This is a genomic window from Pedobacter frigoris (genome assembly GCF_032678645.1).
GTDB classification, from domain to species: domain Bacteria; phylum Bacteroidota; class Bacteroidia; order Sphingobacteriales; family Sphingobacteriaceae; genus Pedobacter; species Pedobacter frigoris_A.
In genome coordinates this window covers 1,172,539-1,197,394 of sequence record NZ_JAVTSP010000001.1, presented here as the reverse complement: position 1 = coordinate 1,197,394, position 24,856 = coordinate 1,172,539, and the positions used below count along the sequence as shown (strand labels likewise).

The following is a 24,856-nucleotide window of genomic DNA, read 5'->3' as shown; positions in this document are numbered from 1 at the left end:
TTATCCTACACTACCTTCCATGCTGATGGCCAGTAGTTTCTGTGCTTCTATGGCGAATTCCATAGGTAATTGGTTCATTACTTCTTTTGCAAATCCGTTGACAATCAGTGCTACTGCAGCCTCAGGATCTATTCCGCGCTGTCTGCAATAAAACAACTGGTCTTCACCAATTTTAGAGGTGGTAGCCTCATGCTCTATGATCGCGGTTTTGTTCTTTACCTCTATATATGGGAAAGTATGCGCTCCGCATTTATCGCCCAGCAATAAAGAATCACATTGCGAATAATTACGTGCATTTACAGCTTGTTTACTCGCCCTCACGAGTCCGCGGTAGCTATTCTGACTATGTCCGGCCGATATCCCTTTGGCTACAATCCTGCTCCTCGTGTTTTTCCCCAGGTGGATCATTTTCGTACCCGTATCGGCCTGCTGATAGTTGTTTGTAAAAGCAACAGAATAAAACTCTCCAATCGAATAATCGCCTTTCAGGATCACACTAGGGTATTTCCAGGTGATGGCCGAACCGGTTTCTACCTGTGTCCAGGATATTTTTGAATGGTTGCCCTTACAAATACCCCGCTTGGTTACGAAGTTATAAATGCCACCTTTTCCATCTTTATCGCCCGGGTACCAGTTTTGTACAGTAGAATATTTGATCTCCGACTTTTCCATCGCTACCAGCTCTACTACGGCCGCGTGCAACTGGTTCTCATCGCGCATAGGCGCAGTACAGCCCTCCAGATAACTCACATAACTTTCATCCTCAGCTACGATTAGTGTACGCTCAAATTGTCCTGTATTTTCTGTGTTGATGCGGAAATAAGTCGACAATTCCATCGGGCACCTCACTCCTTTAGGAATATAACAAAAAGACCCGTCGGTAAACACCGCAGAATTTAGTGCAGAAAAGTAATTGTCGGTCATAGGCACTACCGATCCCATGTATTTTTTCACCAGTTCAGGATGCAGCTGTATCGCTTCGCTGATGGAGCAAAAGATCACGCCGATTTCAGAAAGCTGCTCTTTAAAGGAAGTGGCAACTGAAACGCTGTCCATCACCACATCCACGGCCACGCCGGTGAGGCGTTTTTGCTCTGCGAGCGATATGCCCAGTTTTTCAAAAGTGCTGAGTAATTCAGGGTCTACTTCATCCAGGCTGTTCAACTGTTTTTTAGGCTTTGGAGCTGCGTAGTATATGATGTCCTGGTAGTTAATTTTCGGGTAATGGAGGTTGGCCCATTCCGGTTCTTCCAGTTTCAGCCAGTATTGGTAGGCTTTCAGCCTCCATTCCAGCATCCATTCCGGTTCGTTTTTTTTGCTGGAAATCAAGCGGATCACGTCCTCACTCAATCCTTTAGGAATAGCATCTGTATCTATATCTGTGACGAAACCGTACTTGTATTCAGAAGGTGTGGTTAGGTCCAGCGTATCTTGGTTTTCTTTCATGATGTGTTGATTTTTGAAAGATTAGAATCTTACACAAAGATACTTTGTTGAGTTTGTTTATACAAAAAAGTATAAACAGACAAATGTCAAGATTAAGGGGGTTTTAATTGGTTTGCTGGGATAAGAATGCAGCCAATTATGCAGGAGGGCGTAGGGAGGGAACTAAGGAAGGTATTCAGCAGGGTCTTGAGCAGGCCAGAATAGAGGTGGCCTTAGAAATGAAACAAAAGGGCGTCAATATTGAAAGCATCATGATGTTCACTAAACTCTCAAGGGAACAAGTTGATGCGCTATAATAGGATGGGAGAGCGGGATTTTCAATTAGTTTTATCAAAAAAAGTCCGGCGCTTGGGCCGGACTTTGGGTAGTTTTTAGTTTTAGTTCTGACAAAGTGTAGCTTATATACTCTTAGGTGTAAATACCTTAATTACACCGTCATTCTCACTGCTCACGACAAGTAAACTTTTCTTGGTTGGGCTATCTTTAGCAGGAATGAACAGCACACCTTCAGGCGCGTCACCACATTTGAACAGCTGAAGGAAGACAGGAGAGGTCGGCGTGGTTACATCATATACCGCCACGGCATCTACACGTTCCATGCCTACAAAAGCGACTTTCTTGTGTCCTACATTACCAATAGTAATGCCTTCAGGCTCAACGCTTTTATCATCGCTTCTGCCATCATCGTATGCACTGGCTTCGTTGACTTTTATGTCAAGCTCGTTTTTGCTATCGAACACCTGCACGCCTGTGTTACCGTTCCATACACTAAAAGAACGTGAACCAAGAGAATATAAGGCGTCAAATATACCGTCACCATTGGCATCACCTAAGGTTGTAGTGATGTTTAAGCGGCCCAGTTGACCGTCCTTTTTGAGGTCCGTAGCGTTAGGGAATACAGCAGGATCGAGCGTGATGGTTTTGTCTTTCACTCGCTTCATTTCTACAAAAGCATCATATTCTCTTGAGTCGCCTTCATTGGCTGTAAAGAGGTATGGCGTGCCGTTAGATTCCAGAACAGCGACAGCATCTGGCATATAAATGCCTTTTACAGGCCATTTAGCTGCTAAGTATTTCTTGTCGTCGTCAGATGGGTCGATCTCATTGCCGGCAAGGTTATAATCTTTAAACCCTAAAGGAAATATGTTGGTAATGGTTTTGCTGGCGATGTCTATTTTGGCGATGGCGTTATTTTCCTGAAGCGTCACCCATGCAGTCTTTGAATCTGCTGAGATGGTGATGTATTCCGGTTCGATGTCTTTCACGAAGTTTAGTCCGGGCCCGAAAATACGGAAGCCTTTTTGCATCAAAGCAGCTTGCTGATTAGCCATCGATGAGAAATCGATGGTAGTTACCGCATAGTTGTTATCTACAGAGATGATAGATACCGTGCCAGAAGGGTCATTGGTGTAGTCGGCACTTGGCTCACCTTCGTTGGCTGTCATGATGTACTTGCCATCCGGAGAGAAGGTCACCATGTCAGGCAATGCGCCTACAGTGATCTCGGCAATCTTGCTCTGATCGCTGGTTTTGAACACAGCTACCTTACCATTAGCCTGTTTGTTGTCAGATTGTATGGCGGCAGCCAGTTTGCCTCCGTGAACAGCTACACTGTTTACTGCCCCACCGAAAGATTTCATGGCGATAGAGCCGATAGATTTCATGGCGGTTGGGTTGCTAAAGTCGATGACTTCTATTTGGTTTAGTTGATTTGCCAATCCTTCATTTTCATTTTTCACAACGAAAAGTTTATTGGTCGCAGGATCGAAAGCTGAAATTTCAGCGGCACCTATCTCTCCAACATCATAAGATCCGATCTCACTGAACGTTGCGGCATCTTCATTTACAAAAAACTCCGGTTCGGATTCCTTCGGAGTGTCTTTTTTGCAGCTGTATAAGCTGGTCAATAATAAACTAAATAGTAGAATTTTTTTCATAACTTATTTTGTAAGTCACGAAAGTATCGGTGCCAAATTAGGCGTAGATGACGTAAACGTTATGTTATTGTTAAAACAGGTTATGATATTGTTAAGCGCTGGCTGCTTAGCCAGCAAGCTGTTTATTTTGTCTGCAGTTCATTTATCTTTTCCGTAGGGTTCATGATGTAAGTAAGCATGGAATTGTCTTTTAGCAGTTCTACTACACGGAATCCTTTGTATTTGGTACCCCAATTGCCACCGATATGGGAATCAAAGAGGTAGGGGATGTCGTTCAGCATCTTCACGCCGTCCTGGTCATGCTCATGTCCGTGGAAAACGGCTTTAACCTTAGGATATTTCTTCAGTAACTCAGCAAATGCAGGGGTATCTATAGCATTTGGTGTCCATTTGGTCTGCGGAATATGAATGAAGATGAAGGTATTGTCGAGTTTCTTATATTGGATCAGTTTGCTTTCCAGCCATTTGAGGTCGGGCGACAAATACTCGCCTTTTTCGTTGGAGGTATCTCCCAGTAATATTGCATTCTTTTTGACCACTACATCATGGTTGATGGGCATTTTCCATACCCCTAGCCATTCTTCCGGAGTCACCATGTCATGGTTTCCGCGGGTTACATAATAGGGCATAGTCAACAGGTCAATTTTTTGTTTCACAAGCGGCATCAGGTGTTTTTCGTTGTGAATGAGATCGCCATTGAGTACACAAAAATCAAGGGGTGCATTTTTATGAAAAGCGTTGATCTGATCTGTTATGGTTTGGAAAGCCTTATCGAACTCCGTGCCTTTTTGGCCGTAGTGGCTATCAGAAGCTACTGCAAATCTCAGTTTAACATTGCGTTGCAGTGCTTCGGTTTCTGCGGCAGATAAAAATCTGAAACCTCCGCTAATGAATAGGACAGATGCAAATGATGCTTTTTTTAGAAATTCCCTTCTGGATGAACTCATGGACTTTAGGATTATTGGTCAATATTATAATACCAAGATAATTAAATCTTTAACAGGATATTATATTATTAAAGCAATAGTGAATTTTGTCTTGTTATTTTATACTTTTATAATTAAGGCTTTTTGTAGTCCTGAAACTGATATCACCTAACAACCTAACCATGAAATTGAAACGCACTCTACATCGTAGCCTGCTAATGACCTTTTCTTTACTATCAGCCTTGGGTATTCTGGCTTTTACATCAAAAGGAGAAGATCCGATAGAAAAGATTGTAGCTGCATTGCAGCGCTGGACTGACAATAGTCCGGTTGAAAAAGTTTACCTGCATACTGACAAGCCCAATTATGTTGTTGGGGATACCATTTGGTTTAAAGCTTATGTAACTACAGGGGCTCACCAGCTCTCAGCTTTAAGTGGTGCTGTATACGTTGATTTGATTACTGAGTCAGATTCATTAGCTCAATCGATTAAGCTGCCTATTACGGCTGGTATGGCAATGGGAGAATTCGTATTGCCGGACAGCAGCATGCGTGAGGGTAATTACCGCATCAGGGCCTATACGCAATGGATGAGGAACGCTGGTCCGGAGTATTTTTATGATAAGATTTTCACAGTAGGAAATTCTGTGGTGACGGCCGTGAACAGCAGGATAGACTTTGAATATAGTGGCAAAGGGAAAGAAACCGTTGTAACTGCGGTTTTGGGTTATGATGACGAGAACGGAAAGCCATATGTGGGGAAGCCGGTTAAGTATGCTGTTTTGAATAAGGGTAAGGTACTAAATGAAGGAAAGGGCACAACAGATCCAAAAGGAGAACTGAGGGTTGTCCTGCGCAATGATAAAAATGCAGAACTCAGAAATGCATATGTCAATACCACGATAGAGCTGGACAAAAAGGAAATGGTGGTTAAAACCTTTCCGGTAAAGGTAGCGTCAGTAAATACGGATGTACAGTTTTTTCCGGAGGGAGGTGAACTTGTAAATGGCATCAGGTCTAAGGTTAGTTTTAAGGCTACAGGTACGAATGGATTTGGTGTTCCGGTAAAGGGAATCATAGTAGACGAGAAAAACACCCAGGTTTCTGAATTTGAAACTGAACATGCTGGGATGGGTTTTTTCTTGCTCGCACCGGAAAGTGGAAAGAGTTACAGCGCTAAGGTTACTTATCCGGACGGCACAGAAAATCTGATTACCCTGCCTGTAGCAAAAGACGCCGGTTATGTGCTTTCCGTTTACAATAATCCGGATACCATCCTGGTGAGGATTAACGCACATCCATCCATGTTTAAGAATGGAGCGCAGCAGCTGAGTTTACTGGTACAATCTGGTGGCGCTGTCATGTTTGCTTCAGACCTGGCGATCAGCAGGGCCACTACTTCAGTTCGGATTCCTGCCAAAGAGATCCTTACTGGGATAGCTCAGTTTACTTTGTTTTCTGCTGTTAACATGCCCCTCAATGAAAGGATCGCTTTCATACAGAACGACGACCAGGCTAAGCTGAAATTAAATTCAGTTAAAAAGGTCTATGCGAAGCGGGAGAAAATAGAAATAGACCTGGATGCTGCAGATAGTGAAGGGAAGCCCATTGTGGGTAATTACTCTGCTGCGGTCATCAATGAAGATGTAGTGCCTGTAGACGAGGTTAAGGAACATACGATCATGTCACATTTATTGTTAAGTTCAGACATCAATGGTTATATTGAAAATCCCAACCATTACTTTTTAAATCCTTCGGAAGAAACCAAGGCCAGACTGGACTTGTTGATGCTTACCCAGGGGTATAGGAGGTTCATTTGGAAAGATCTCCTGGCAAATAAGCCGATTACCAATGAGTTTAAAAAAGAGGGACTGATTACTGAAGTAACGGGCAGGTTGATGACTTTGGCTAATAAGCCTTTGGCAGGTGGAAAAGTAAAGCTTTTTAATGTAAAACTAGGACTGATGATGGATACGGTTACCGATGCAAACGGGAGGTTTAAGTTTAGTAATCTGCTGGTGACTACGGGAGTGTCTCTGACTTTGCAGGGCAGGACTGCTACTGATGGCAAAAAGGTGGAGGTGTTGGTAGACCGGGTGTCCGGACAATCCTTGACGCCTGGTTTTAATATCGGTGACCTAAACGTAAACATCAGTAAAAGTCTGGCCTCGGTACTGGAGAACAACAGGAAGCAGGATAAGGAGCTGGAAAGGTTTGGCAGGTTGAGCCGTGTTCAGGAGCTTAGGGAAGTGGTGATCCGTTCTAAAAAGAAGGTCGCGCCATCTTATGGTCTGGATGTTCCTGAGGGACATTCCGATCAGACAGTCAAGTTTGATAAACCTGAAAATTGTCCGACGTTGCTGGACTGCATGAGAAACAACATTGCCAATGTGAGTTTCAGAATGGACAATTCTAACGACTGCGGACCGGTGAATGTGCCTTACAGCAGGGGGGAGAGAATGCGCATTGTGGTGAATGGCAGATTGATCAGTGACTGCGAGTTTCAGGATGTTTTGGAGATGAGCAGTGATCTTGTGGAGCGTATAGAGGTGGTGCGGACAAACCAAGCTTTGATTTCGAGGATCGGAGGGACGGCCATCATCATCATCACGAAAACCAGGGGTACAAGGAGTATTTACAATCCATCGGTAGTGAGTTTTCAGCCAAGTGGGTTCAGCAATGCGAAACAATTTTATGTGCCTAAATATGATGCTGCAGACGTTAGTCCGGTTACTGATCTCCGTACCACGGTGTACTGGAATCCGTCAATCATTACAGATGTCAACGGAAAAGCAAAACTCAGTTTTTACAACAGCGATGGTGCTGGTCATTACTGTGTGATTGTAGAGGGCATCGATGCATCAGGACTGCTGGGGCGTCAGGTTTATAAATACGAGGTTAAATAATTTCTATACCGGCATCTTTGTAGTGCTGGAGGTCGCTGCGATCGGGATCAATATCTGTAATGATGGTGTTGATCTCGTTGGTGGCACATATATAGTAGTTTTCTGCTGTGTTTAGTTTTTCGAAAGTAGAAAGGGCAATGATGTGCTTAGAGGTTTCTACCATTGTTTTCTTGATCTGACTGTCTTCATAATTTAACCCCGTGACGCCGAGATTGAGGTCTATACTGCAGATCCCCAGAAAGCAAATGTCGGCACGTACATTTTTTATGGTCTGTATAGCTTCGTATCCCATGGTAGAGAAAGAAGATTTGTTGAGGCGCCCACCTACGAATATCACTTCGGCATTAGGATGGTCCTCAAGGATGTTGGCTACAGGAAAACTATTGGTTATCACCGTGATCTTAAGTTCTTTAGGAAGTTTAGTGGCTACGGCAAGCGCTGAAGTACCTGCATCAAAAATGATGACCTGCCCACTCTTGATGAACTTAAGTGCTTTTTCTGCGATGATTTCTTTGTGGCCTACGTCGTAATGCTCGCGTTCACGGTAATGCAGGGGGATCGGCGAGTGCAAAATTGCGCCGCCCCTTACCGCTTTGAGCAATCCTTCATCAGACAGTTCTTTGATATCCCTTCTTACTGTGTCTTCTGAAACGTTCAGAAGTTTACTAAGGTCGCCGAGCAATACCTTGCCTTCTTTGCCGATGTGATCGATGATCTGTTGCTTTCTCTCTTCTTTAATCATAATGTATTTGCAATATTATGCAATAATAGAAAATATAATTTGCAATATATTGCAATATTTATGTATTTTTGTTGCATATTATTTCACGGATGTATAAAGTTATTACATTTTGTGGGTTTTTAAACAGATAAAAAATAAAGTAAAATGAAGAAAACAATAGCAATAGACATGGATGGGGTGCTTGCAGACATCGAGACCCATTTCATAGATTGGTACGAAAGAGATTATGGCGTAAAAGTGAATCGGGAGGATATGCTCGGTGTATTGGAGCCTGATGGCTTTCCGGATAAAACGGCGGTGAAAAGATTCGTGTATACCCCTGGTTTTTTCAGGACGATACCGGTAATGCCCGGAGCGGTAGAAGCGGTAAAGAAACTGATGGAAACTTACGAGGTTTATGTGGTTTCGGCAGCAATGGAATTTCCTCAGTGTTTATCAGAGAAACAGGAATGGTTGCAGGAGCATTTCCCATTCATCAGCTGGAGAAACATCGTTTTTTGCGGAGATAAGAGCATCATCGCTACAGATTATATGATAGATGACCATTGTAAAAACCTTGATTTCTGTAAAGGAAAGGCGATTATGTTTACTGCAGCACATAATGTGTACCAGAATCATCACCAAAGGGTAGACAACTGGAATGATGTATTGGCGTTTTTGACTGCAGAAGAAGTGCCTGCGTAAACTAATTGCGCAAACGTTTTCGATAATAAATGCCCATAGTGCTGCTTTTTATATGATAAACATGATATATATTTAGTTTTTCTATCTGGTCTGCCTGAGTTAGCTATGGGTGCCGGAGGAACTAAATATAATTATGAACGTAGATAAGAGCATATATAAAATGACCCAAACCATGCGCTGGTTTGGTCCCAATGATCCTGTTAGCTTGTCGGATATCAGACAGGCGGGTTGTTCTGGTGTAGTAAGTGCGCTGCATCATATCCCTAACGGGGAAATCTGGACTGTAGCGGAAATCACTAAACACAAGAATTTGATTGAGCAAGCTGGCTTAGACTGGCATGTGGTGGAAAGTGTGCCTGTACATGAGTCGATCAAGACACAATCTCCCGGATTTGAGCAGTATATTGCAAATTATAGGCTTTCCTTGCAAAATCTTGCAACTTGTGGTATTCAGATAGTCACCTATAACTTTATGCCGGTGCTGGACTGGACCAGGACTAACCTTGCTTTTGAACTGGAGAATGGTGCGAAGGCGCTGAAGTTTGAAAAAGCAGCGCTGGTTGCTTTTGATGTGCACATGTTGGGAAGACCAAATGCTGTTGCGGACTATTCTTCTGAGGAGCTAAAGGTGGGTCAATTGCGCTTTGAGCAGATGTCTGAAGTGGAACGTCTGGTTTTGCAAAGAAATATCATTGCCGGTTTGCCGGGAAGTGAAGAAAGCTTCACCCTGGCGCAGTTTCAGGAGGCATTGGATACGTATAAAGGCATCGACGAAGATCGTTTATCAGCACACCTGACTCATTTTCTTTCGGAAATTATTCCGGTGGCTGATGCTGCGGGAATAAAGATGGCCATCCATCCGGATGATCCTCCTTATGCAATCTTTGGTTTGCCAAGAGTGGTAAGTACTGCTGAGCTGGTGCAAAAGCTTTTTACGGCTGTTCCTTCTTTAAGTAATGGTTTGTGTTTTTGTACGGGCTCATTTGGGGTAAGGGCAGATAATGATTTAGTGGAGATGGTCAGGTTATTTGCTGACAGGATTCATTTCATCCATTTGAGAAGTACAAAAAGGAATGAGGATGGTGATTTTTATGAAGACAATCACCTGGAAGGGGATGTGGATATGTATGGGGTGGTGAAGGAGATTTTGAAGGTTCAACAGGAACGCCAGATCAGTATTCCGATGCGCCCTGACCATGGTCACCAGATGCTGGATGATCTCCGTAAAAAAACAAACCCGGGTTATTCTGCGATTGGCCGTTTGAAAGGACTGGCAGAGCTGCGTGGACTGGAGTTTGGTATCGTAAATGAATTAGTGAATAGATAGAATGAAAGAAGGAAATGTAATATCAGAAAGGTTTTTACTCAACAATGAGAAGGCAGTACGTCTTTTCAATGGTTATGCAAAAGACCTTCCCATCATAGATTATCACAATCATTTGCCTCCGCAGGAAATTGCAGAGTATAAAAAGTTTGCCAATCTGACGGAGATCTGGTTGAAAGGTGATCATTATAAGTGGCGCGGCATGCGCACCCTTGGGGTAGATGAAAATCTGATCACGGGAACGGCGTCTGATGAAGATAAGTTTATGGCCTGGGCAGAGGTTGTGCCCTCAACGATAAGAAACCCTTTGTTCCACTGGACGCACATGGAATTGAAAGACCCCTTTGGCATAAATTCTTTTTTGAATAAGGATTCTGCAATGTCTGTTTATAAGCATTGCAATGAGTTGTTGAGCCAGGATGAATTTTCTACACAGGGATTACTAAACCACTATAAAGTTAAAATGGTGGGTACGACTGATGACCCTTGTGATGATTTGAAATGGCATAAACAATTGCTGGACAGTAGCTTTTCTACGAAGGTAAAGCCTTCATTCAGGCCGGATAAGGCTCTGACCATTGATAAAACCCAACAATTTAAACAATATGTTCAGGGGCTTTCTGAAGTGTCAGGTATTCATATTAAGGATATAGAAAGTCTGGTAGCTGCGCTTAAGAGCAGGGTTGAGTTTTTCGCTGCACACGGTTGCAGTATTTCGGATCATGGACTTGCAGCATTGCCTTATAGTTACGTGCTGACTGACGCGGAGAAGCGTGAATTTGAAAGTTTCCTGAAAACGGATGGTTCGGTGTTTTCTAACCCCGATGCATTTGCCGGTTATGTGCTGACTGAGCTGTCTAAATTATATCATGAAAAAGGCTGGGTGCAACAGTTTCACCTTGGTGCGATCAGAAATAATAACCTGGGTATGTTTGCTAAATTAGGAGCTGATGCGGGTTATGACTCTATAGGTGATTTCAAGCATGCAGAACGTATGTCGGCCTTTTTCGGAAACCTGAGCCTTACTGATCAACTAACCAAAACCATTATATATAACCTTAATCCGGCAGACAATGAGGTTTTTGCAGCCATGACGGGGAATTTTGCGGATGGACGAATGAAAGGGAAGATGCAGTTTGGGTCAGGATGGTGGTTTCTGGATCAAAAGGATGGCATTGAGAAGCAACTGAACGCCTTATCAAATCTGGGGATGGTGAGCAATTTTGTAGGAATGCTAACAGACTCGCGCAGCTTTTTATCTTATTCCCGCCATGAATATTTCAGAAGGATACTTTGTAACCTGTTTGGAACGGAAATGGAAAACGGTCAGTTGCCGGATGATGAGGAGTGGATGGGTAAAATCATCAGCGATATCTGTTATTATAACGCTGAAGCGTATTTCAATTTGAAGTAAAGCACATTATCCCAATATAAATACAGTCATTCCCTTAGGACCATGCGCGCCCAGTACCAAAGACTGCTCTATGTCGGCAGTTTTTGATGGGCCAGCGATAAATGCTCCGAATCCGTATTCTGCATTGCCTATCCTGCTGTAAGCATCATGCATGGTAGGCAATATATCTGCCTTGTTGACCACCACTGCCAGTTGCTGACAAATAAACGGAATGACTCTTTGTTCCATGAGTTCTTCGGTGATCCATAGTGCGGCATTTTCAGCAACCCCAAAATGGGCTTTAATGATTGCAAGATCTACATTCTCATAACTGTGAGGATCGTTGTGCTGCCAGTTTAATTCTGTGATCTCCTGAAGTTCGGGTAAAGTGGAAATGATGCGTTTCTTGTCTTGATGTTCTTTTAACAAGTAATCTTTGATCTCATCGAAATTGGCTACGCGTATAACCGCTCCGCCAATAGTAGTGAGTACATTGGTAAATGCAGCTATCTTATCGAAATCTGTATTTAAAGTGCTGAGATCAGCTGGGATTGGTCTTGTGGCTGGCTGGTTATTTTTAACTTTAGCCAATATTGCGTCTCTGTTAGTCATGTTTTACGTTCTCCTTATACCATTCACCAAATGATTGTTTAGGAACAGCCGGCATTTCCCTATGGTTGTACCAAAGATTTAATTTATTATTTACTGCAAATGGAATGTGTTTTAATACCCATCTTCCGGCTTTTCCAGCGGTTTTGTAGACTGCCGGCTTACTTAAAGTAAACTCCATTGCTTTCATCGCCATTGCTTTTTTAGGATCAGCATAGCCTTCCTTAACGATTACTTGTCGCCATTTATACAATTGCTCATGGATGTTGATTTTTACAGGGCAAACATTGGTGCAAGAACCGCATAGGGTAGAGGCAAAAGGAAGGTCGGCATACTCCTTCATGTCCAGATTAGGGGCAAGTATCGACCCTATGGGGCCAGCTATTGCAGTATGGTAGCTGTGTCCGCCGCTTCTGCGGTAAACAGGGCAGGTGTTCATGCAGGCGCCACAGCGGATACATTTTAATGAATTACGGAAATCCGGTCGGCCCAATTGGGTAGTTCTGCCATTGTCGACCAAGATGATGTGCATGGTCTGACCTTTTCGGGGTCTCTTAAAATGGCTGGAATAAGTGGTGATCGGTTGCCCGGTTGCGCTTCTGGCCAGCAGTCTCAAGAAAACAGAAAGGTGCTTACGCTCAGGGACAAGCTTCTCTATGCCCATACATGCAATGTGTACATCGGCCAGGTGAGCTCCCATATCGGCATTACCCTCATTTGTACAGACAACGAATTCTCCGGTTTCAGCTACGGCGAAGTTTACTCCTGTTATGGCAGCCTTCCTGGTAATGAATTTCTCCCTTAGATGTTCGCGGGCAGCTGCAGTAAGAAATACCGGATCGGCCATTCCTTCCGGTGTGCCAAGGTGCTCATGAAACAAATCGCCGATTTCTTCTTTCTTTTTATGGATACAAGGAAGTACGATATGGCTTGGCGGTTCATTGGCCAATTGTACGATACGTTCTCCCAGATCCGTATCGATAACTTCTATCCCATTATGCTGCAGATAATCATTCAGATGACATTCCTCAGTGAGCATAGATTTACTTTTTACTATGCGGTCTACGCCGCTATCCTTCAAAATAGAGTGAACAATCTGGTTGTGCTCTTCTCCATTCGAAGCCCAGTGTACTTTGATGCCATTTTCCTGGGCCATGGATTCAAACTGCACCAAATAATCGTGCAGGTTGGAAAGCACGTTATCTTTGATCTGTGAGGCGGTTTCACGCAGCATTTCCCATTCAGGAAGGTTGTGAGCTGCTTTGTCTCTCTTTGCACGCACGAACCATAGAGTTTCATCGTGCCAGTTTACACGAGCCTCATCAGCATTAAATACATCAGATAATTGGGCGTGGTCTTTTGTTCCTTTACTCATGATATTGATGCTGATTAAAATTCCTGTGCGTTTAAGATTTCGGCGATGTGAATGACTTTGACATTGCTTTTTTGTCTGCGTAAGATTCCTTCCATATGCATCAAACAAGACATATCTGCGGCTGTGATATATTCGGCGCCATTATGAACGTGATCTGCGACCCTGTCTTTGCCCATTTTTGCAGAAACAGCTTCTTCGGCTACGCAAAATGTTCCACCGAACCCGCAACATTCATCAGGACGATTAAGTGTGATGATCTCCAAACCTTGAACCATATTCAATAAATGCATCGGTTTTGAATATGCAGGAGCAACTAACTCGGTCATTTGCGCAAGCATGAGGCCGCGCTGACCGTGACAGCTTTGGTGCATTCCTACTTTGTGAGGGAAACTTGCAGTTAAATTTTCTACTTTTAACACATCAGTAAGAAACTCCGTAAGTTCATAGATCTTTTTACGGATCCCTATTGCCTGAGCCTCATTCTCACTTGATTCGGCGTGGAGGTGATCTTTAAGATGCAGTACACAGCTTCCCGAAGGAGATACGATATAGTCAAACTCAGCGAAATTCTCTATGAAAAGGTTGTTACATCCCTGAGTCAGGTGTTCGAATCCGGAATTTGCCATAGGCTGGCCACAACAGGTTTGTTTGGTCGGATAGACCACATCAACCCCAAGTTTTTTCAATAGGCTCAATGTAGCTGTAGCAGCATTCGGATAGAACTGATCTATGTAGCAAGGGATAAAGAGTCCGACAGTCATATTTAAAAATATAGTTCTGAAAAGATGGTATTCGTCATTATAGTTGGATTGTAAATATAGTACTTGTATTAAAAAAGCTGCTTAAGTTTTTTTGGCTAAGGATTAAGCAATTTAAGCATCATTTTAGGCTATTTTGCTTAGGATGTATAATATGTATGAATCTTTTTAGCGCTAAGTTATAATGTATTGTGATTATTGCAGTTTTAAATGTAAGTGTTTCAGGTTGATTAAAGCCACTCATAAATAGTATTATCGTATTGATTGATAGGTTTATGTGTAATATTGGATATTATTTATGAAAACGTTTTCATATAATTAAAAATAATTATTAGCTTGCAGTTCATTTAGCAATAGTGGTAATTCCGCTATTTGCCATGTTTACAATTCTATAGGATATTTTCATAAAAATGAAATTCTTATTATAGTTCTGTAGATTTGACGATGTAATTTTTTAAAATGGCTAACGAAAAAAAAGTACAACAAAATACAATACTTGATATTGCAGAGGCACTCAAGCTTTCACCCGCTACAATTTCAAGGGCATTAAATAATCATCCTCATGTAAAGGAAAAGACCAAGAGTGATGTTTTGAAAATGGCCGCCCAGTTGGGGTATAGAAGGAACAATATGGCTTCTGGTCTTCGTAGTAATAAAACTTATACTGTAGGACTTATAGTTCCCAGAATATCCATGTTTTTTCATGCCGAGGTAATTACCACCATTCAAAATGGTTTACATAAACATGGCTATAACCTGATCATCTGTCAGTCCAATGATTCTGTCACCATGGAAAAAGAACTTACTGAAATTCTTTTTTCTTCAAGAGTGGATGCATTAATTGCGGCTTGTACTTTATTTACCACAGATTTTAGCCATTTTGATAAGTTACTGGAAAACGGTACACCAGTTTATTTTTATGACAGGGTTCCCTTACATGATCTGGGAGCTACCATTATAAAAGGCGATGATTTTAGAGGAGGGTATATGGCTACTTCTCACCTGATTGAAACTGGCTGTAGAAAAATAGCACACATTTCCGGACCGCTTACTTCTAATCTTTACCAAAACCGTTCGTCCGGATTTATAAAAGCAATGGAACAGCATCAGATTCCTGTGAATGAAGATTGGATCTTCCATCAGGAACTGACTCAGAACAATGCAAGAGAGGCTATGAGGAAGCTCTTCGAAGGAGATATCGTTCCTGATGGAATTTTTACAGATAATGACTCAAGTGCTATCGCCGCTTTGGAATATGCGAAAGAAATTGGTCTGAATGTTCCCGTTGACCTTAAGATTGTTGGTTATTCGAATGATCCGAGAACATCGATCATCAATCCATCCATTACTACCGTAGAGCAATTTCCTGCCGATTTTGGTAAAAAGATTGTCGAAGTTCTGATTGATTCATTGAAAAACCCAAATGAAATCACTAAGACAGCACCAATTATTATTCCGATACAATTGATTAGAAGGATGTCTACGTAAATAAAATAACAGGCTCAAAGTGATCATGCTTTTTGATTACTCTGAAAACGTTATCATATCAACATAGTAAAATAAGATACCCGTAAACGATGGTATCCACGATATAAACAATACATACTTAAGAAAACCCCAAATTAAAATAAAGAATGCAAACAACTTTTGAAAGCCGCTATGCGATCAGTCCTAACGAAGCAAAGTCTATGGATACTGACGGATTACGCAAGAACTTTTTGATCAATAAAATTTTTGAAGCAGACTCTATACACCTCGTTCTTTCACACTTTGATCGTTATATCACAGGCGGTGTAATGCCGGTTAATGAAACCGTACAATTGTCAAATCCCGATTATTTAAAAGCCGGATACTTTCTGGAAAGACGGGAACTTGGAATCATAAATGTTGGTAATAAAGGTACAGTAACAGCCGATGGTGTTACTTACGAACTGGAATACAAGGAAGCCTTATATATTGGAAAAGGAACAAAGTCAGTAAGTTTTGCTTCCGCGGATCAAAATAGTCCCGCAAAGTTTTATGTTAATTCTACTCCAGCTCATTGTACTTATCCTACAACTAAGATATCTAAAAATGAAGCGGATATTGTAGAGTTAGGAAGTCCGGAGACAGCAAATCACCGTGTCATCAATAAATTACTGGTAAATAGTGTTTTGTCTACTTGCCAGCTACAAATGGGGATGACAGAACTGAAAACAGGAAGTGTATGGAATACAATGCCTGCTCATACCCATGATCGAAGAATGGAAGTTTACTTCTATTTTGAAGTTCCGGAAGGTCAAAGCGTTTGTCATTTTATGGGCGAACCACAGGAAACAAGGCATATCTGGATGCAAAACGAACAATGTGTAATTTCTCCAAACTGGTCTATTCATTCTGGTGCAGGAACCAGTAACTATACGTTTATCTGGGGAATGGCTGGCGAGAATCTTGATTATGGAGATATGGACCATTGTGCAATTAATGAATTAAGATAAATTGATTTAATTTTATAAACATGAAAAAATCTCTGATTTTATTGGTGTTTTTTGCCGGTTTGTCTGGTGCTGTGATCGGACAGGGCATTGGTGCTAAAGCAACAATTACGATTACGAATCCAATGAATGTCGGCAGAACTGATGAGGTGATTGCCGTTAACTGGTCAGCCGTTAAAGCCAAATATCCTAATATTGATACGGCTAATTTTAAGGTAATCATCGCTTCTTCTAAAAAAGAAGTGCCTTTTCAATTGGAACGTAAAGGCGGGTCAGACGTTCAGAATTTGCTGATTCAACTGAGCCTTAAGTCTAAAGAAACAACCAAACTTAGTATTGTTGCTGGCAAGCCGGTGCGATCTGTTGCTAAAACTTTTGGAAGGTTTGTACCTGAACGTTATGATGATTTTGCATGGGAAAATGATAAAGTAGCTTTCCGTATGTATGGTAAGGCTTTGGAAACAAGAAAGGACAACGCCTTTGGAACAGATGTGTGGGTAAAGAGAAGTACAAAACTAGTAATTAATGACTGGTATAAAAGCGGTGACTATCACGCTGATCATGGCGATGGAATGGATTATTATAGTGTGGGATTTACTTTGGGGGCTGGAGATATAGCGCCCTACCTTAAAGATTCGATCATTTTTTCTAAAAATTATCATCATTGGAAAGTATTGGACAATGGCCCGTTGCGTACTACATTCGAACTGGGATATGATGAGTGGGATGTAGCAGGAAAGGCAGTTAAGGTAACTAAAACAATCTCGTTAGATGCCGGATCTCATATGAATAGGGTAGAAGCAAGGTATTCCTATAGTGGCGATCAGACTTTGCCCGTTGTTATCGGCATAGTGAAAAGAAAAGAGGCAGGTACAATCTTAATGGATGAACAGCAGGCTATATCGGGGTATTGGGAGCCTAAGCACGGTGTAGATGGCATAACGGGAGTAGGAGTAATTGTTGATGGAGGAAATGTAAAGATGAGTATCGATAAAACGCATTTACTTGCGCAGACTATTGCCAGGAATAATCAGGCTATTGTGTATTACAATGGAGCTGCGTGGGATAAGGCCAATGAAATTACTAACGCACAGCAATGGTTCAATTACTTGGATGCCTTTAAAAGAAAGCTTTCGCAGCCTTTAAAGGTGAGTGTAGAGTAGGGGATTATATATTAGGGTTTTTTACGACTCGTCATCCTGAATTTATTTCAGGATCCCGGAAAAGAAAGATAAATATCCAGTTTGGGATCCTGAAATAAATTCAGGATGACAACAGTTTAATAAAATGTTTAAGAGAAATAACAATGGCAATACTTGATTTATTTAATTTAAAAGGAAAAGTAGCTTTAGTAACAGGTTGTAAGAGGGGGATCGGCAAGGCAATGGCTGAGGCACTGGCAGAAGCCGGAGCTGATATTATCGGCGTATCTGCAAACTTAGAGCTTAGTGGCAGCGATGTAGAAAAATCAGTAAAGGCTTTAGGTAGAAGTTTTTATGCTTATCAGTGTGATTTTGGAAATAGAGGAGCATTGACCACATTTTGCGAGCAGGTAAAAAAGGATCATCCTGTAATAGATATTCTGATCAATAATGCGGGAACTATTTTAAGAAAGCCGATATCAGAACATCCTGATGAGTACTGGGACGAAGTAATTGCAGTAAATCAAACTGCTCCATTTATTTTGACAAGGGAAATAGGCAGAGACATGGTGTCAAGAGGAAGTGGGAAAATCATTTTTACGGCCTCTCTGCTAACTTTTCAGGGAGGTATTACAGTTCCGGGATATGCAGCAAGCAAAGGGGCTGTTGGACAGCTGACCAAGGCTTTTGCTAATGAATGGGCAGCTAAAGGTGTAAATGTAAATGCGATTGCTCCAGGCTATATTTCTACTGATAATACTACCGCATTGAGAGCTGATGAAAACCGAAGCCGTTCCATCATGGAAAGAATTCCGGCGGGAAGGTGGGGTGAACCTGAAGATTTTAAAGGACCTGTTGTATTTTTAGCATCTGACGCCTCTAACTATATGCATGGAACAGTGATTACTGTTGATGGTGGCTGGATGGGAAGGTAGTTCTGATAAACGACACACAATAAACCTACATAGAATGACTAAACTAAGAATCGTTTGCCTATCAGTGATAATGGCTGTGACAGTGCAATTTGCTGTTGCACAGGATGTCTGTCCAATTATTCCTCAGCCCTCGGTAGCAAAAAAATCTGGTGACCAGTTTACGCTGAACAATAACACACCAATACTTGTGGCATCTGAATCATTAAGGCCTATCGCCAGCTACCTACAGCAAGAGTTGTTGAAAAATCAGAACATTCCTTTGAGTGTTCAGGCTAGCTCAGTTAAACCTTCAATAAAAATAGTTCTTTCGGCTAAAATTAAATCAGCATATGAGCTGAATATGAATAGTAAAGGCATAACTATAACTGCTAAAGATGCATCAGGAGCGTTTTATGGCGTGGTTTCTTTATTGCAAATTGCCAGACAGACTAAAAATCAAAAGGGCACACTTGTCTTGCAGGGCTGGAATATTTCCGATAGCCCATTATATGGTTGGAGAGGCTTTATGCTGGATGAATCGAGACATTTCTTTGGTATGGAGAAAGTGAAATCTGTTTTGGATTGGATGGCTTTTTATAAGCTCAACCGTTTTCATTGGCACCTCACAGATGAACCTGCCTGGCGTATTGAAATTAAGAAATATCCTGGTTTAGCATTGATAGGTGGTGTAGGAGATTATTTCAATGAAATGCTACCTTCACAATATTATACCCAGGAGCAGGTGAAAGAAATTGTTGCTTATGCCGCTCAACGGTTCATTACGGTGATTCCTGAAATTGATATGCCGGGGCATGCTACGGCTGCAAATAGAGCTTATCCTGAATTTTCAGGGGGTGGTGGTCCGGGGCATCCTGAGTTTACATTTAACCCCGGTAAAGAAGTTACTTATTCCTACTTGTCGAACATCTTAAGGGAAACAAACTCCTTATTTCCGTCGGGCATGATTCATTTGGGTGGTGATGAGGTAAGTTATGGAAATCATAAATGGCCGACTAATCCTGATATCATTTCTTTAATGCAGAAGCAGAAACTGGCGAATTCAAAAGAAGTAGAAAAATATTTCATGAAACGAATGGCTGATTCTGTTTACAGTATGAATGCTAAATTGCTGGTATGGGATGAAATGGCTGAAGTTGATCTTCCGGTGGATAAAACCATCATCTTTTGGTGGAGGCATGATAAACCTGATGTGCTAAAACTCTCTTTAGATAAAGGATTTCAAACCGTACTTTGTCCAAGGTTGCCATTTTACTTTGATTTTGTACAGGATAGTACACATACGAATGGTCGTAAGTGGAATAAGTTATACAATCCCCTAAAGAATGTTTACGAGTTTACACAAGATAAATATGTGAAGCAAACGCCAAAGAAAGATCAGATTTTGGGTGTGCAGGCCGACTTGTGGTCTGAGACTATTCAAAGTGAACAGCGCCTGGATTACCTGCTGTTCCCCAGGATAACTGCATTAGCCGAGGCAGCGTGGACATCACAGGAGAATAAGGATTTTACTAGGTATATGGAACGTCTGAAAGGGCATTTGAATTTGTTTCAGGAGCAGGGTCTGTATTATTACAATCCATTTTTGCCAGCTAAAAGTCCCGAGCCAATAAAAATTGGCACTGGTATAAAACGGTTTGATACGGGAGAATAAAGTATTGTAATATGAAATTTACACAACCGTTTGTGTGAAAATAAGTCTTTAAGCCATTGGAATAGCTTTGTATATTGGATAATAATCGAAGTATTTGGCTTGAGTCAAATTACTTTTAAACTAAATAATCCGACACAAAATGAAACCTAACCGTAGAAAGTTTTTACAGCAGCTTGCATTGGGCACAGGGGCGATGGCCGTAGGCCTCCCGTCTTTTGCAAAAGAAAGTATTTCAGAGAACGATGACCTTTTAACTTCTTTTACTGGAAGTAGCAGTGCTCAAAGATTTAACATGAGTGGCTATGCAGCACCAAAAATTGATAAAGTAAAAATTGGCTTTATTGGTTTAGGGATGAGAGGCCCTGGTGCAGTAAGTAGAATGTCTTTCATTGAGGGAGTAGAAATTAAAGCACTTTGCGACAAACTGCCTGAAAGAGCAGCTGCAGCACAAAAAAATTTAGTGAGTAAAGGTTTGCCGAAGGCAAAGGAATATTCAGGTGAAAACGGCTGGAAAGAGATGATCGATAAAGAGGATCTGGATCTGATCTATATCTGTACGCCATGGCATTTACATACTCCTATGGCTGTATATGCAATGGAACATGGCAAACATGCGGCTACTGAAGTTCCTGCAGCGCTGACACTTGAAGATTGCTGGAAACTTGTAGAAACTTCTGAAAGAACACGTAAGCATTGTATGATGCTGGAAAACTGCTGTTATGATTTCTTTGAGATGTTGACTTTAAACATGGCCAGGAATGGTATGTTTGGTGAACTGATCCATGCTGAAGGTGCCTATAATCATGATCTATTGGGATTAAATTTCGATAAAAACGGTTATCAGGATATGTGGAGATTAAAGCAGAATATAGACTTTAATGGTAATTTATATCCTACCCATGGATTAGGTCCAATCGCCCAGTGTTTAAACATCAATAGAGGCGATAAAATGGATTACCTGGTTTCTGTATCTACCAATGATTTTATGATGGGTGAAGAGGCCAAAAAAAGAGCGGCGAAAGACAGTTTCTATGAGCAATTTGTAGGTAAGAACTACCGCGGTAACATGAATGTAACCACCATCAGAACCACCAATGGCAAAACGATGATGCTGCAACATGATGTAACTTCGCCAAGACCATATTCAAGATTGCACGTACTGAGTGGAACTAAAGGTTCAGCGGCAAAGTGGCCTGAACCAGAACGTATCGCAATAGGAGAGGAATGGTTAAGCAAAGAAGAACTTAAAAAACTTTACGATACTTATAGCCCACCGATCATCAAGCATGTTGGTGAGGTGGCAAAAAAAGTTGGAGGACATGGAGGTATGGACTTTATAATGGACTGGAGATTGATTGATTGTCTGCGCAACGGACTTCCTCTTGATCAGGATGTTTATGATGCAGCAGCATGGAGTTGCATCGTTCCTTTGAGCAAGAAGTCTGTTTCTAAAAGATCATCTAGCGTAGATATCCCTGATTTTACAAAGGGATCATGGAAAACAAATAAGCCTGTGAATTTGACACTTGATGGCGGGGGTAATACTACCGTGAGAGAAGTTAAAAAAGGTTAATCATACAAAAGATGTAAAAGCTCCCTGTAATTATTGCAGGGAGCTTTTTTATGGAATTACATATTACTCTCAATAGCACCGACTTTTTCTCTGTAAAGATCTGCAGGACCGTCAAGTAACACTGCGATTATGGTGAAATCTTTATCAAGTCTATCTGCTGGGATGGGGATGTAAATTATACCTGGAATTGCACTCCAATATAGCTTATTGTAGATCTGAGGCTCTATCATAGTTCCTTCCCCAACGATTCTTATTCTGGCGATTTTATTTTTAATGCCTTTTAATGCAATTGGGCCAGTAGGTTTTCCTTCAACAAAAAGATAGACTGTTTGCTTGTCGGCTGATAGGGCGCTTTTACCCTGATAATGTCCTTCAGGTAATCCTTTGCCTGTTTTGTAAAGTCCCTCGGAATTTTTAGTTACCCAATCGTATAACCGTGGTTGAAGCGCAGATTTACCTTCGTTAAAATTCAGGCCATCTTGAGACAGGGAAGTTTTTTCAAAAGGATTATTGCCCTGATGTATTGAACTGGCAATATTTTTCAGTTGAAGTCTGAAATCAGTTTTCTTATCGGCCAGTTGTTCAAAACTAACGGTTTCATTGAAGCCTTCAGTTAATTGAATTGCTTCATTGAATTTTAAAGCAATGACAGTTGCATCCTGATCCCAGGCTACCGAAGGCACCTTGAGAACAACCTCATCCTGAACCTGATTTACAGTAGCTTGATGGTTGGTGCCAACAATTTGAGCACTGATTACTTTCGATTTAAGGCCCTTAAGAAGGAGTTGATCCTGATTATTCAAAGACCAGTCGGCATATAAATAGAGTGTTTTTTTATCTTTCGATAAAGCTGTTTTTCCGGTAAAATGTTTAGCAGGAATGCCAGCGCGTGTTCCGTAAATAGCTTCGGCATGTTTTTTAGTCCATCTTCCCAATCCTTTCAGGATATCTACTTGTTCCTGGGCGATGGTTCCGTCTGCTTTTGGTCCAATATCCAACAGTAGATTTCCTCCCATACTAATGCAATCTATCAGAGTTCTGATAATCATGTTGGGAGATTTGTATTTAAAATCATAAGGCTGATAACCCCATGAATCGTTCATGGTATAGCAGAGTTCCCAATAGTCATTTCCAGGTTTTACGACTGGAATTCCCTGTTCCGGAGTTTCGTAATCACCATTGTGATTTAAGCGGGAATTGATAATGATATTTGGGTTGTATTTTTTTAGGTTTGCCAGTATTTTATCCGCTTGCCACTCAGCAGCAGAATGTTCCCAGTCACCATCAAACCAAAGTAAATCAGGGTTGTATTTAGATGAAAGCTCGTTGAGCTGTCCCTGGAAATAATTGGTAAATTTGTTCCATCTGGCTGGTTCTTCATTAAGTTTGTACCTTTTTCTATCCCTTGTAAAACCGTCATAATCCGGATAACTCCAGTCTGGCAATGAATAGTAAAGACCTGTTTTTAATCCTGCTTTTTTTAGTTCCGATACAAAAGGGCTGATTACATCTTTTTTAGCCGCACTGTTCTTAAGTGTGGTGGTCGCATTTTCTCCATTTGTATTCCAGAGAGAGACCCCGTCATGGTGTTTGGTGGTGATTACAGAATATTTAGCTCCGCTTTCTTTAATAAGACTGACCCATGCTGCAGGATTGTATTTTGAAGCATTGAAACCATCAAGTTGCTTCATGTAATTGTCATGGTTGATGTAATTATTGAAAAAAGACCAGGATTCTGATATTCCATTAACGGAGTAGATTCCCCAGTGAATGAAAATTCCAAGTTTTGCATCGGTAAACCATTCCATCTTTTGTTGTTTATTAAGGGCCGGTTTTGCGGATTGCTGCGCTTTTAAAGAAGGGGCTAGATAGGTTAGAAATAATAAGGCAAATATTTTAGTTTTCATTCAGAGTTATTTATGTAAGTATGATTTTTGGTAGGATAGCGGACTTTTTCCCGTTATCATTTTGAAGTGTTTATGGAAACTCGCAAAGTTGTGAAATCCGCTTTCATAACAGATTTGTTTAACATTCATGCTGTCCTCTATCAGTAATTTACAGGCATGGCCCACCCTGATTTCACTTATGAATTGTGTGTAAGTTTTTCTGGTCCTTGATTTAAAATATCGGCAAAAGGAGTTGGGACTAATATTGGCCACGGCGGCCATTTCTTCCATTTGTATTTTTCTCTTGAAATTCGTCAGAGAATAATTGTAAATGGCATTAATCCTGTCATTTTCTGTTTCTTCAAAGTCATGACGAAAGCCCATGGAAGATAATACGGTATTATTACTGCAATTGTCTATAGCCAGTAATGCATCCATCAATGTAATGATCCTTTTGGACCCTTCGGACAGTAGAATGGTTTCAATTAGTTCTCCAATCTGCTTCCTGCTTTTATCCTGTATCTGGATTCCTCGTTGCGCCTTTTCTAAAAGCAGTTTTAATGATTTGTTTTCAGGTAAGTTTAAAAAGGAACTTCCCCAAAAATTCTCACAGAAATGTACAACGACGACATCGGCATTGCTTTTTTCATCGTCGTTAAAATAGCTTTCGTCAAATTTCCAGTAATGGGGCAGGTGTGCACCTACCAATACTACATCACCAGATCGGAACCGCTTGATGCTGTCACCAATAAATTGAGTGCCATTGCCCTTTTTGAAATAAATGAGTTCGACTTCTGGATGATAGTGCCATCGGTTGTTGATGTAGGGCACATTGTCCCGCCGGACACTGAAAGAATTGACGGGGTTGTTTGAAACTTTTAATAATTGTGGTTTCATTGTTTAGGTGTTGTGTGTTAACCTAAAAACGCAAATTTTTATTTACGTCATCAGGATTTAATTTGGTTAGATATCAATTCATAAAAATACAAAAATCTTTTATAAATACATATATTTTGAAAATAGTATCTATGTGTAGCCAATATTGCATAATAATTAAGGTTTAAACAATAATATTATATCAGCTTATATAGATTT

General features: G+C 41.2%; 20 protein-coding genes. 11 read left to right on the top strand and 9 right to left on the bottom strand.

Going from position 1 to position 24,856, the window contains the following annotated elements; all coding sequences use genetic code 11:
• Nucleotides 1-1,446 carry a Fe-S cluster assembly protein SufB gene (gene sufB / locus R2Q78_RS05235; RefSeq protein WP_316789552.1) on the bottom strand — a complete coding sequence of 482 codons (1,446 nt, stop codon included), beginning with the start codon at nucleotides 1,444-1,446 and terminating at the stop codon, nucleotides 1-3.
• A gap of 107 nt (nucleotides 1,447-1,553) precedes the next feature.
• On the opposite strand from sufB, the gene R2Q78_RS05230 reads away from it, so the two are divergent.
• Nucleotides 1,554-1,742, top strand: a complete 189-nt coding sequence (locus R2Q78_RS05230; RefSeq protein ID WP_316789550.1) for a hypothetical protein — start codon at nucleotides 1,554-1,556, stop codon at nucleotides 1,740-1,742.
• 102 nt (nucleotides 1,743-1,844) lie between these two features.
• On the opposite strand, the gene R2Q78_RS05225 is transcribed toward R2Q78_RS05230, so the two are convergent.
• Both R2Q78_RS05225 and R2Q78_RS05220 read right to left on the bottom strand, forming a co-directional pair.
• Complete coding sequence (locus tag R2Q78_RS05225) at nucleotides 1,845-3,383, bottom strand: choice-of-anchor I family protein (protein WP_316789548.1); 1,539 nt, start codon at nucleotides 3,381-3,383, stop codon at nucleotides 1,845-1,847.
• 122 nt (nucleotides 3,384-3,505) lie between these two features.
• Nucleotides 3,506-4,330, bottom strand: coding sequence for a metallophosphoesterase family protein (locus R2Q78_RS05220; RefSeq protein ID WP_316789546.1), 825 nt, complete (start codon nucleotides 4,328-4,330; stop codon nucleotides 3,506-3,508).
• A 161-nt stretch (nucleotides 4,331-4,491) separates the two neighbouring features.
• Here R2Q78_RS05220 and R2Q78_RS05215 point away from each other — a divergent pair, with 161 nt between their 5' ends.
• On the top strand, nucleotides 4,492-7,215 hold the full coding sequence (locus R2Q78_RS05215) for a TonB-dependent receptor (RefSeq protein ID WP_316789544.1): 2,724 nt from the start codon (nucleotides 4,492-4,494) through the stop codon (nucleotides 7,213-7,215).
• Here the strand turns inward: R2Q78_RS05215 and R2Q78_RS05210 are convergent.
• Nucleotides 7,208-7,957 carry a DeoR/GlpR family DNA-binding transcription regulator gene (locus R2Q78_RS05210; protein ID WP_316789542.1) on the bottom strand — a complete coding sequence of 250 codons (750 nt, stop codon included), beginning with the start codon at nucleotides 7,955-7,957 and terminating at the stop codon, nucleotides 7,208-7,210. The two genes, R2Q78_RS05215 and R2Q78_RS05210, sit on opposite strands and share 8 nt — an antisense overlap.
• 144 nt (nucleotides 7,958-8,101) lie before the next feature.
• Between R2Q78_RS05210 and R2Q78_RS05205 the strand changes: the two genes are divergently transcribed.
• The 3 genes from R2Q78_RS05205 (at nucleotide 8,102) to uxaC (ending at nucleotide 11,379) form a co-directional block, all read left to right on the top strand.
• Nucleotides 8,102-8,641: a 5' nucleotidase, NT5C type gene (locus R2Q78_RS05205; protein ID WP_316789540.1), complete on the top strand. Its 540-nt coding sequence runs from the start codon at nucleotides 8,102-8,104 to the stop codon at nucleotides 8,639-8,641.
• Nucleotides 8,642-8,774: 133 nt separating this feature from the next.
• The gene (gene uxuA / locus R2Q78_RS05200; RefSeq protein WP_316789538.1) at nucleotides 8,775-9,968 is read left to right on the top strand and encodes a mannonate dehydratase; all 1,194 of its coding nucleotides are present in this window, start codon (nucleotides 8,775-8,777) and stop codon (nucleotides 9,966-9,968) included.
• A 1-nt stretch (nucleotide 9,969) separates the two neighbouring features.
• Complete coding sequence (gene uxaC / locus R2Q78_RS05195) at nucleotides 9,970-11,379, top strand: glucuronate isomerase (protein WP_316789536.1); 1,410 nt, start codon at nucleotides 9,970-9,972, stop codon at nucleotides 11,377-11,379.
• 6 nt (nucleotides 11,380-11,385) lie between these two features.
• Here uxaC and R2Q78_RS05190 read toward each other — a convergent pair whose 3' ends face one another.
• From R2Q78_RS05190 to R2Q78_RS05180, 3 genes are read right to left on the bottom strand one after another with little or no spacing between them, the layout of a single operon-like run.
• The gene (locus R2Q78_RS05190) at nucleotides 11,386-11,970 is read right to left on the bottom strand and encodes a lactate utilization protein C (protein WP_316789534.1); all 585 of its coding nucleotides are present in this window, start codon (nucleotides 11,968-11,970) and stop codon (nucleotides 11,386-11,388) included.
• Nucleotides 11,963-13,342, bottom strand: a complete 1,380-nt coding sequence (locus R2Q78_RS05185; protein ID WP_316789531.1) for a lactate utilization protein B — start codon at nucleotides 13,340-13,342, stop codon at nucleotides 11,963-11,965. The genes R2Q78_RS05190 and R2Q78_RS05185 overlap by 8 nt, the downstream gene beginning before the upstream one ends.
• 14 nt (nucleotides 13,343-13,356) lie before the next feature.
• A complete protein-coding gene (locus R2Q78_RS05180) occupies nucleotides 13,357-14,103 on the bottom strand; it encodes a (Fe-S)-binding protein (protein ID WP_316789529.1) in 747 nt (248 codons plus the stop codon).
• 456 nt (nucleotides 14,104-14,559) lie between these two features.
• On the opposite strand from R2Q78_RS05180, the gene R2Q78_RS05175 reads away from it, so the two are divergent.
• The 6 genes from R2Q78_RS05175 to R2Q78_RS05150 all read left to right on the top strand — a co-directional run bounded on the left by R2Q78_RS05175 (nucleotide 14,560) and on the right by R2Q78_RS05150 (nucleotide 21,875).
• Entirely contained in the window at nucleotides 14,560-15,588 is a 1,029-nt protein-coding gene (locus R2Q78_RS05175) for a LacI family DNA-binding transcriptional regulator (protein WP_316789527.1), read from the top strand.
• Between the two features lie 146 nt (nucleotides 15,589-15,734).
• Nucleotides 15,735-16,577 carry a 5-dehydro-4-deoxy-D-glucuronate isomerase gene (gene kduI, locus R2Q78_RS05170; protein ID WP_316789524.1) on the top strand — a complete coding sequence of 281 codons (843 nt, stop codon included), beginning with the start codon at nucleotides 15,735-15,737 and terminating at the stop codon, nucleotides 16,575-16,577.
• Between the two features lie 20 nt (nucleotides 16,578-16,597).
• On the top strand, nucleotides 16,598-17,737 hold the full coding sequence (locus R2Q78_RS05165) for a DUF4861 family protein (RefSeq protein WP_316789522.1): 1,140 nt from the start codon (nucleotides 16,598-16,600) through the stop codon (nucleotides 17,735-17,737).
• A 143-nt stretch (nucleotides 17,738-17,880) separates the two neighbouring features.
• Nucleotides 17,881-18,651, top strand: coding sequence for an SDR family oxidoreductase (locus R2Q78_RS05160; RefSeq protein ID WP_316789520.1), 771 nt, complete (start codon nucleotides 17,881-17,883; stop codon nucleotides 18,649-18,651).
• A 34-nt stretch (nucleotides 18,652-18,685) separates the two neighbouring features.
• Nucleotides 18,686-20,302: a beta-N-acetylhexosaminidase gene (locus tag R2Q78_RS05155; protein WP_316789518.1), complete on the top strand. Its 1,617-nt coding sequence runs from the start codon at nucleotides 18,686-18,688 to the stop codon at nucleotides 20,300-20,302.
• 139 nt (nucleotides 20,303-20,441) lie between these two features.
• On the top strand, nucleotides 20,442-21,875 hold the full coding sequence (locus tag R2Q78_RS05150; protein ID WP_316789516.1) for a Gfo/Idh/MocA family protein: 1,434 nt from the start codon (nucleotides 20,442-20,444) through the stop codon (nucleotides 21,873-21,875).
• Nucleotides 21,876-21,931: 56 nt separating this feature from the next.
• Here the strand turns inward: R2Q78_RS05150 and R2Q78_RS05145 are convergent, their stop codons facing one another.
• Nucleotides 21,932-23,782 (bottom strand): alpha-L-fucosidase, encoded by a 1,851-nt coding sequence (locus R2Q78_RS05145; protein ID WP_316789514.1) that lies wholly within the window; start codon nucleotides 23,780-23,782, stop codon nucleotides 21,932-21,934.
• A gap of 6 nt (nucleotides 23,783-23,788) precedes the next feature.
• Entirely contained in the window at nucleotides 23,789-24,658 is an 870-nt protein-coding gene (locus R2Q78_RS05140; protein ID WP_316789512.1) for an AraC family transcriptional regulator, read from the bottom strand.
• Nucleotides 24,659-24,856 lie beyond the last annotated feature (198 nt).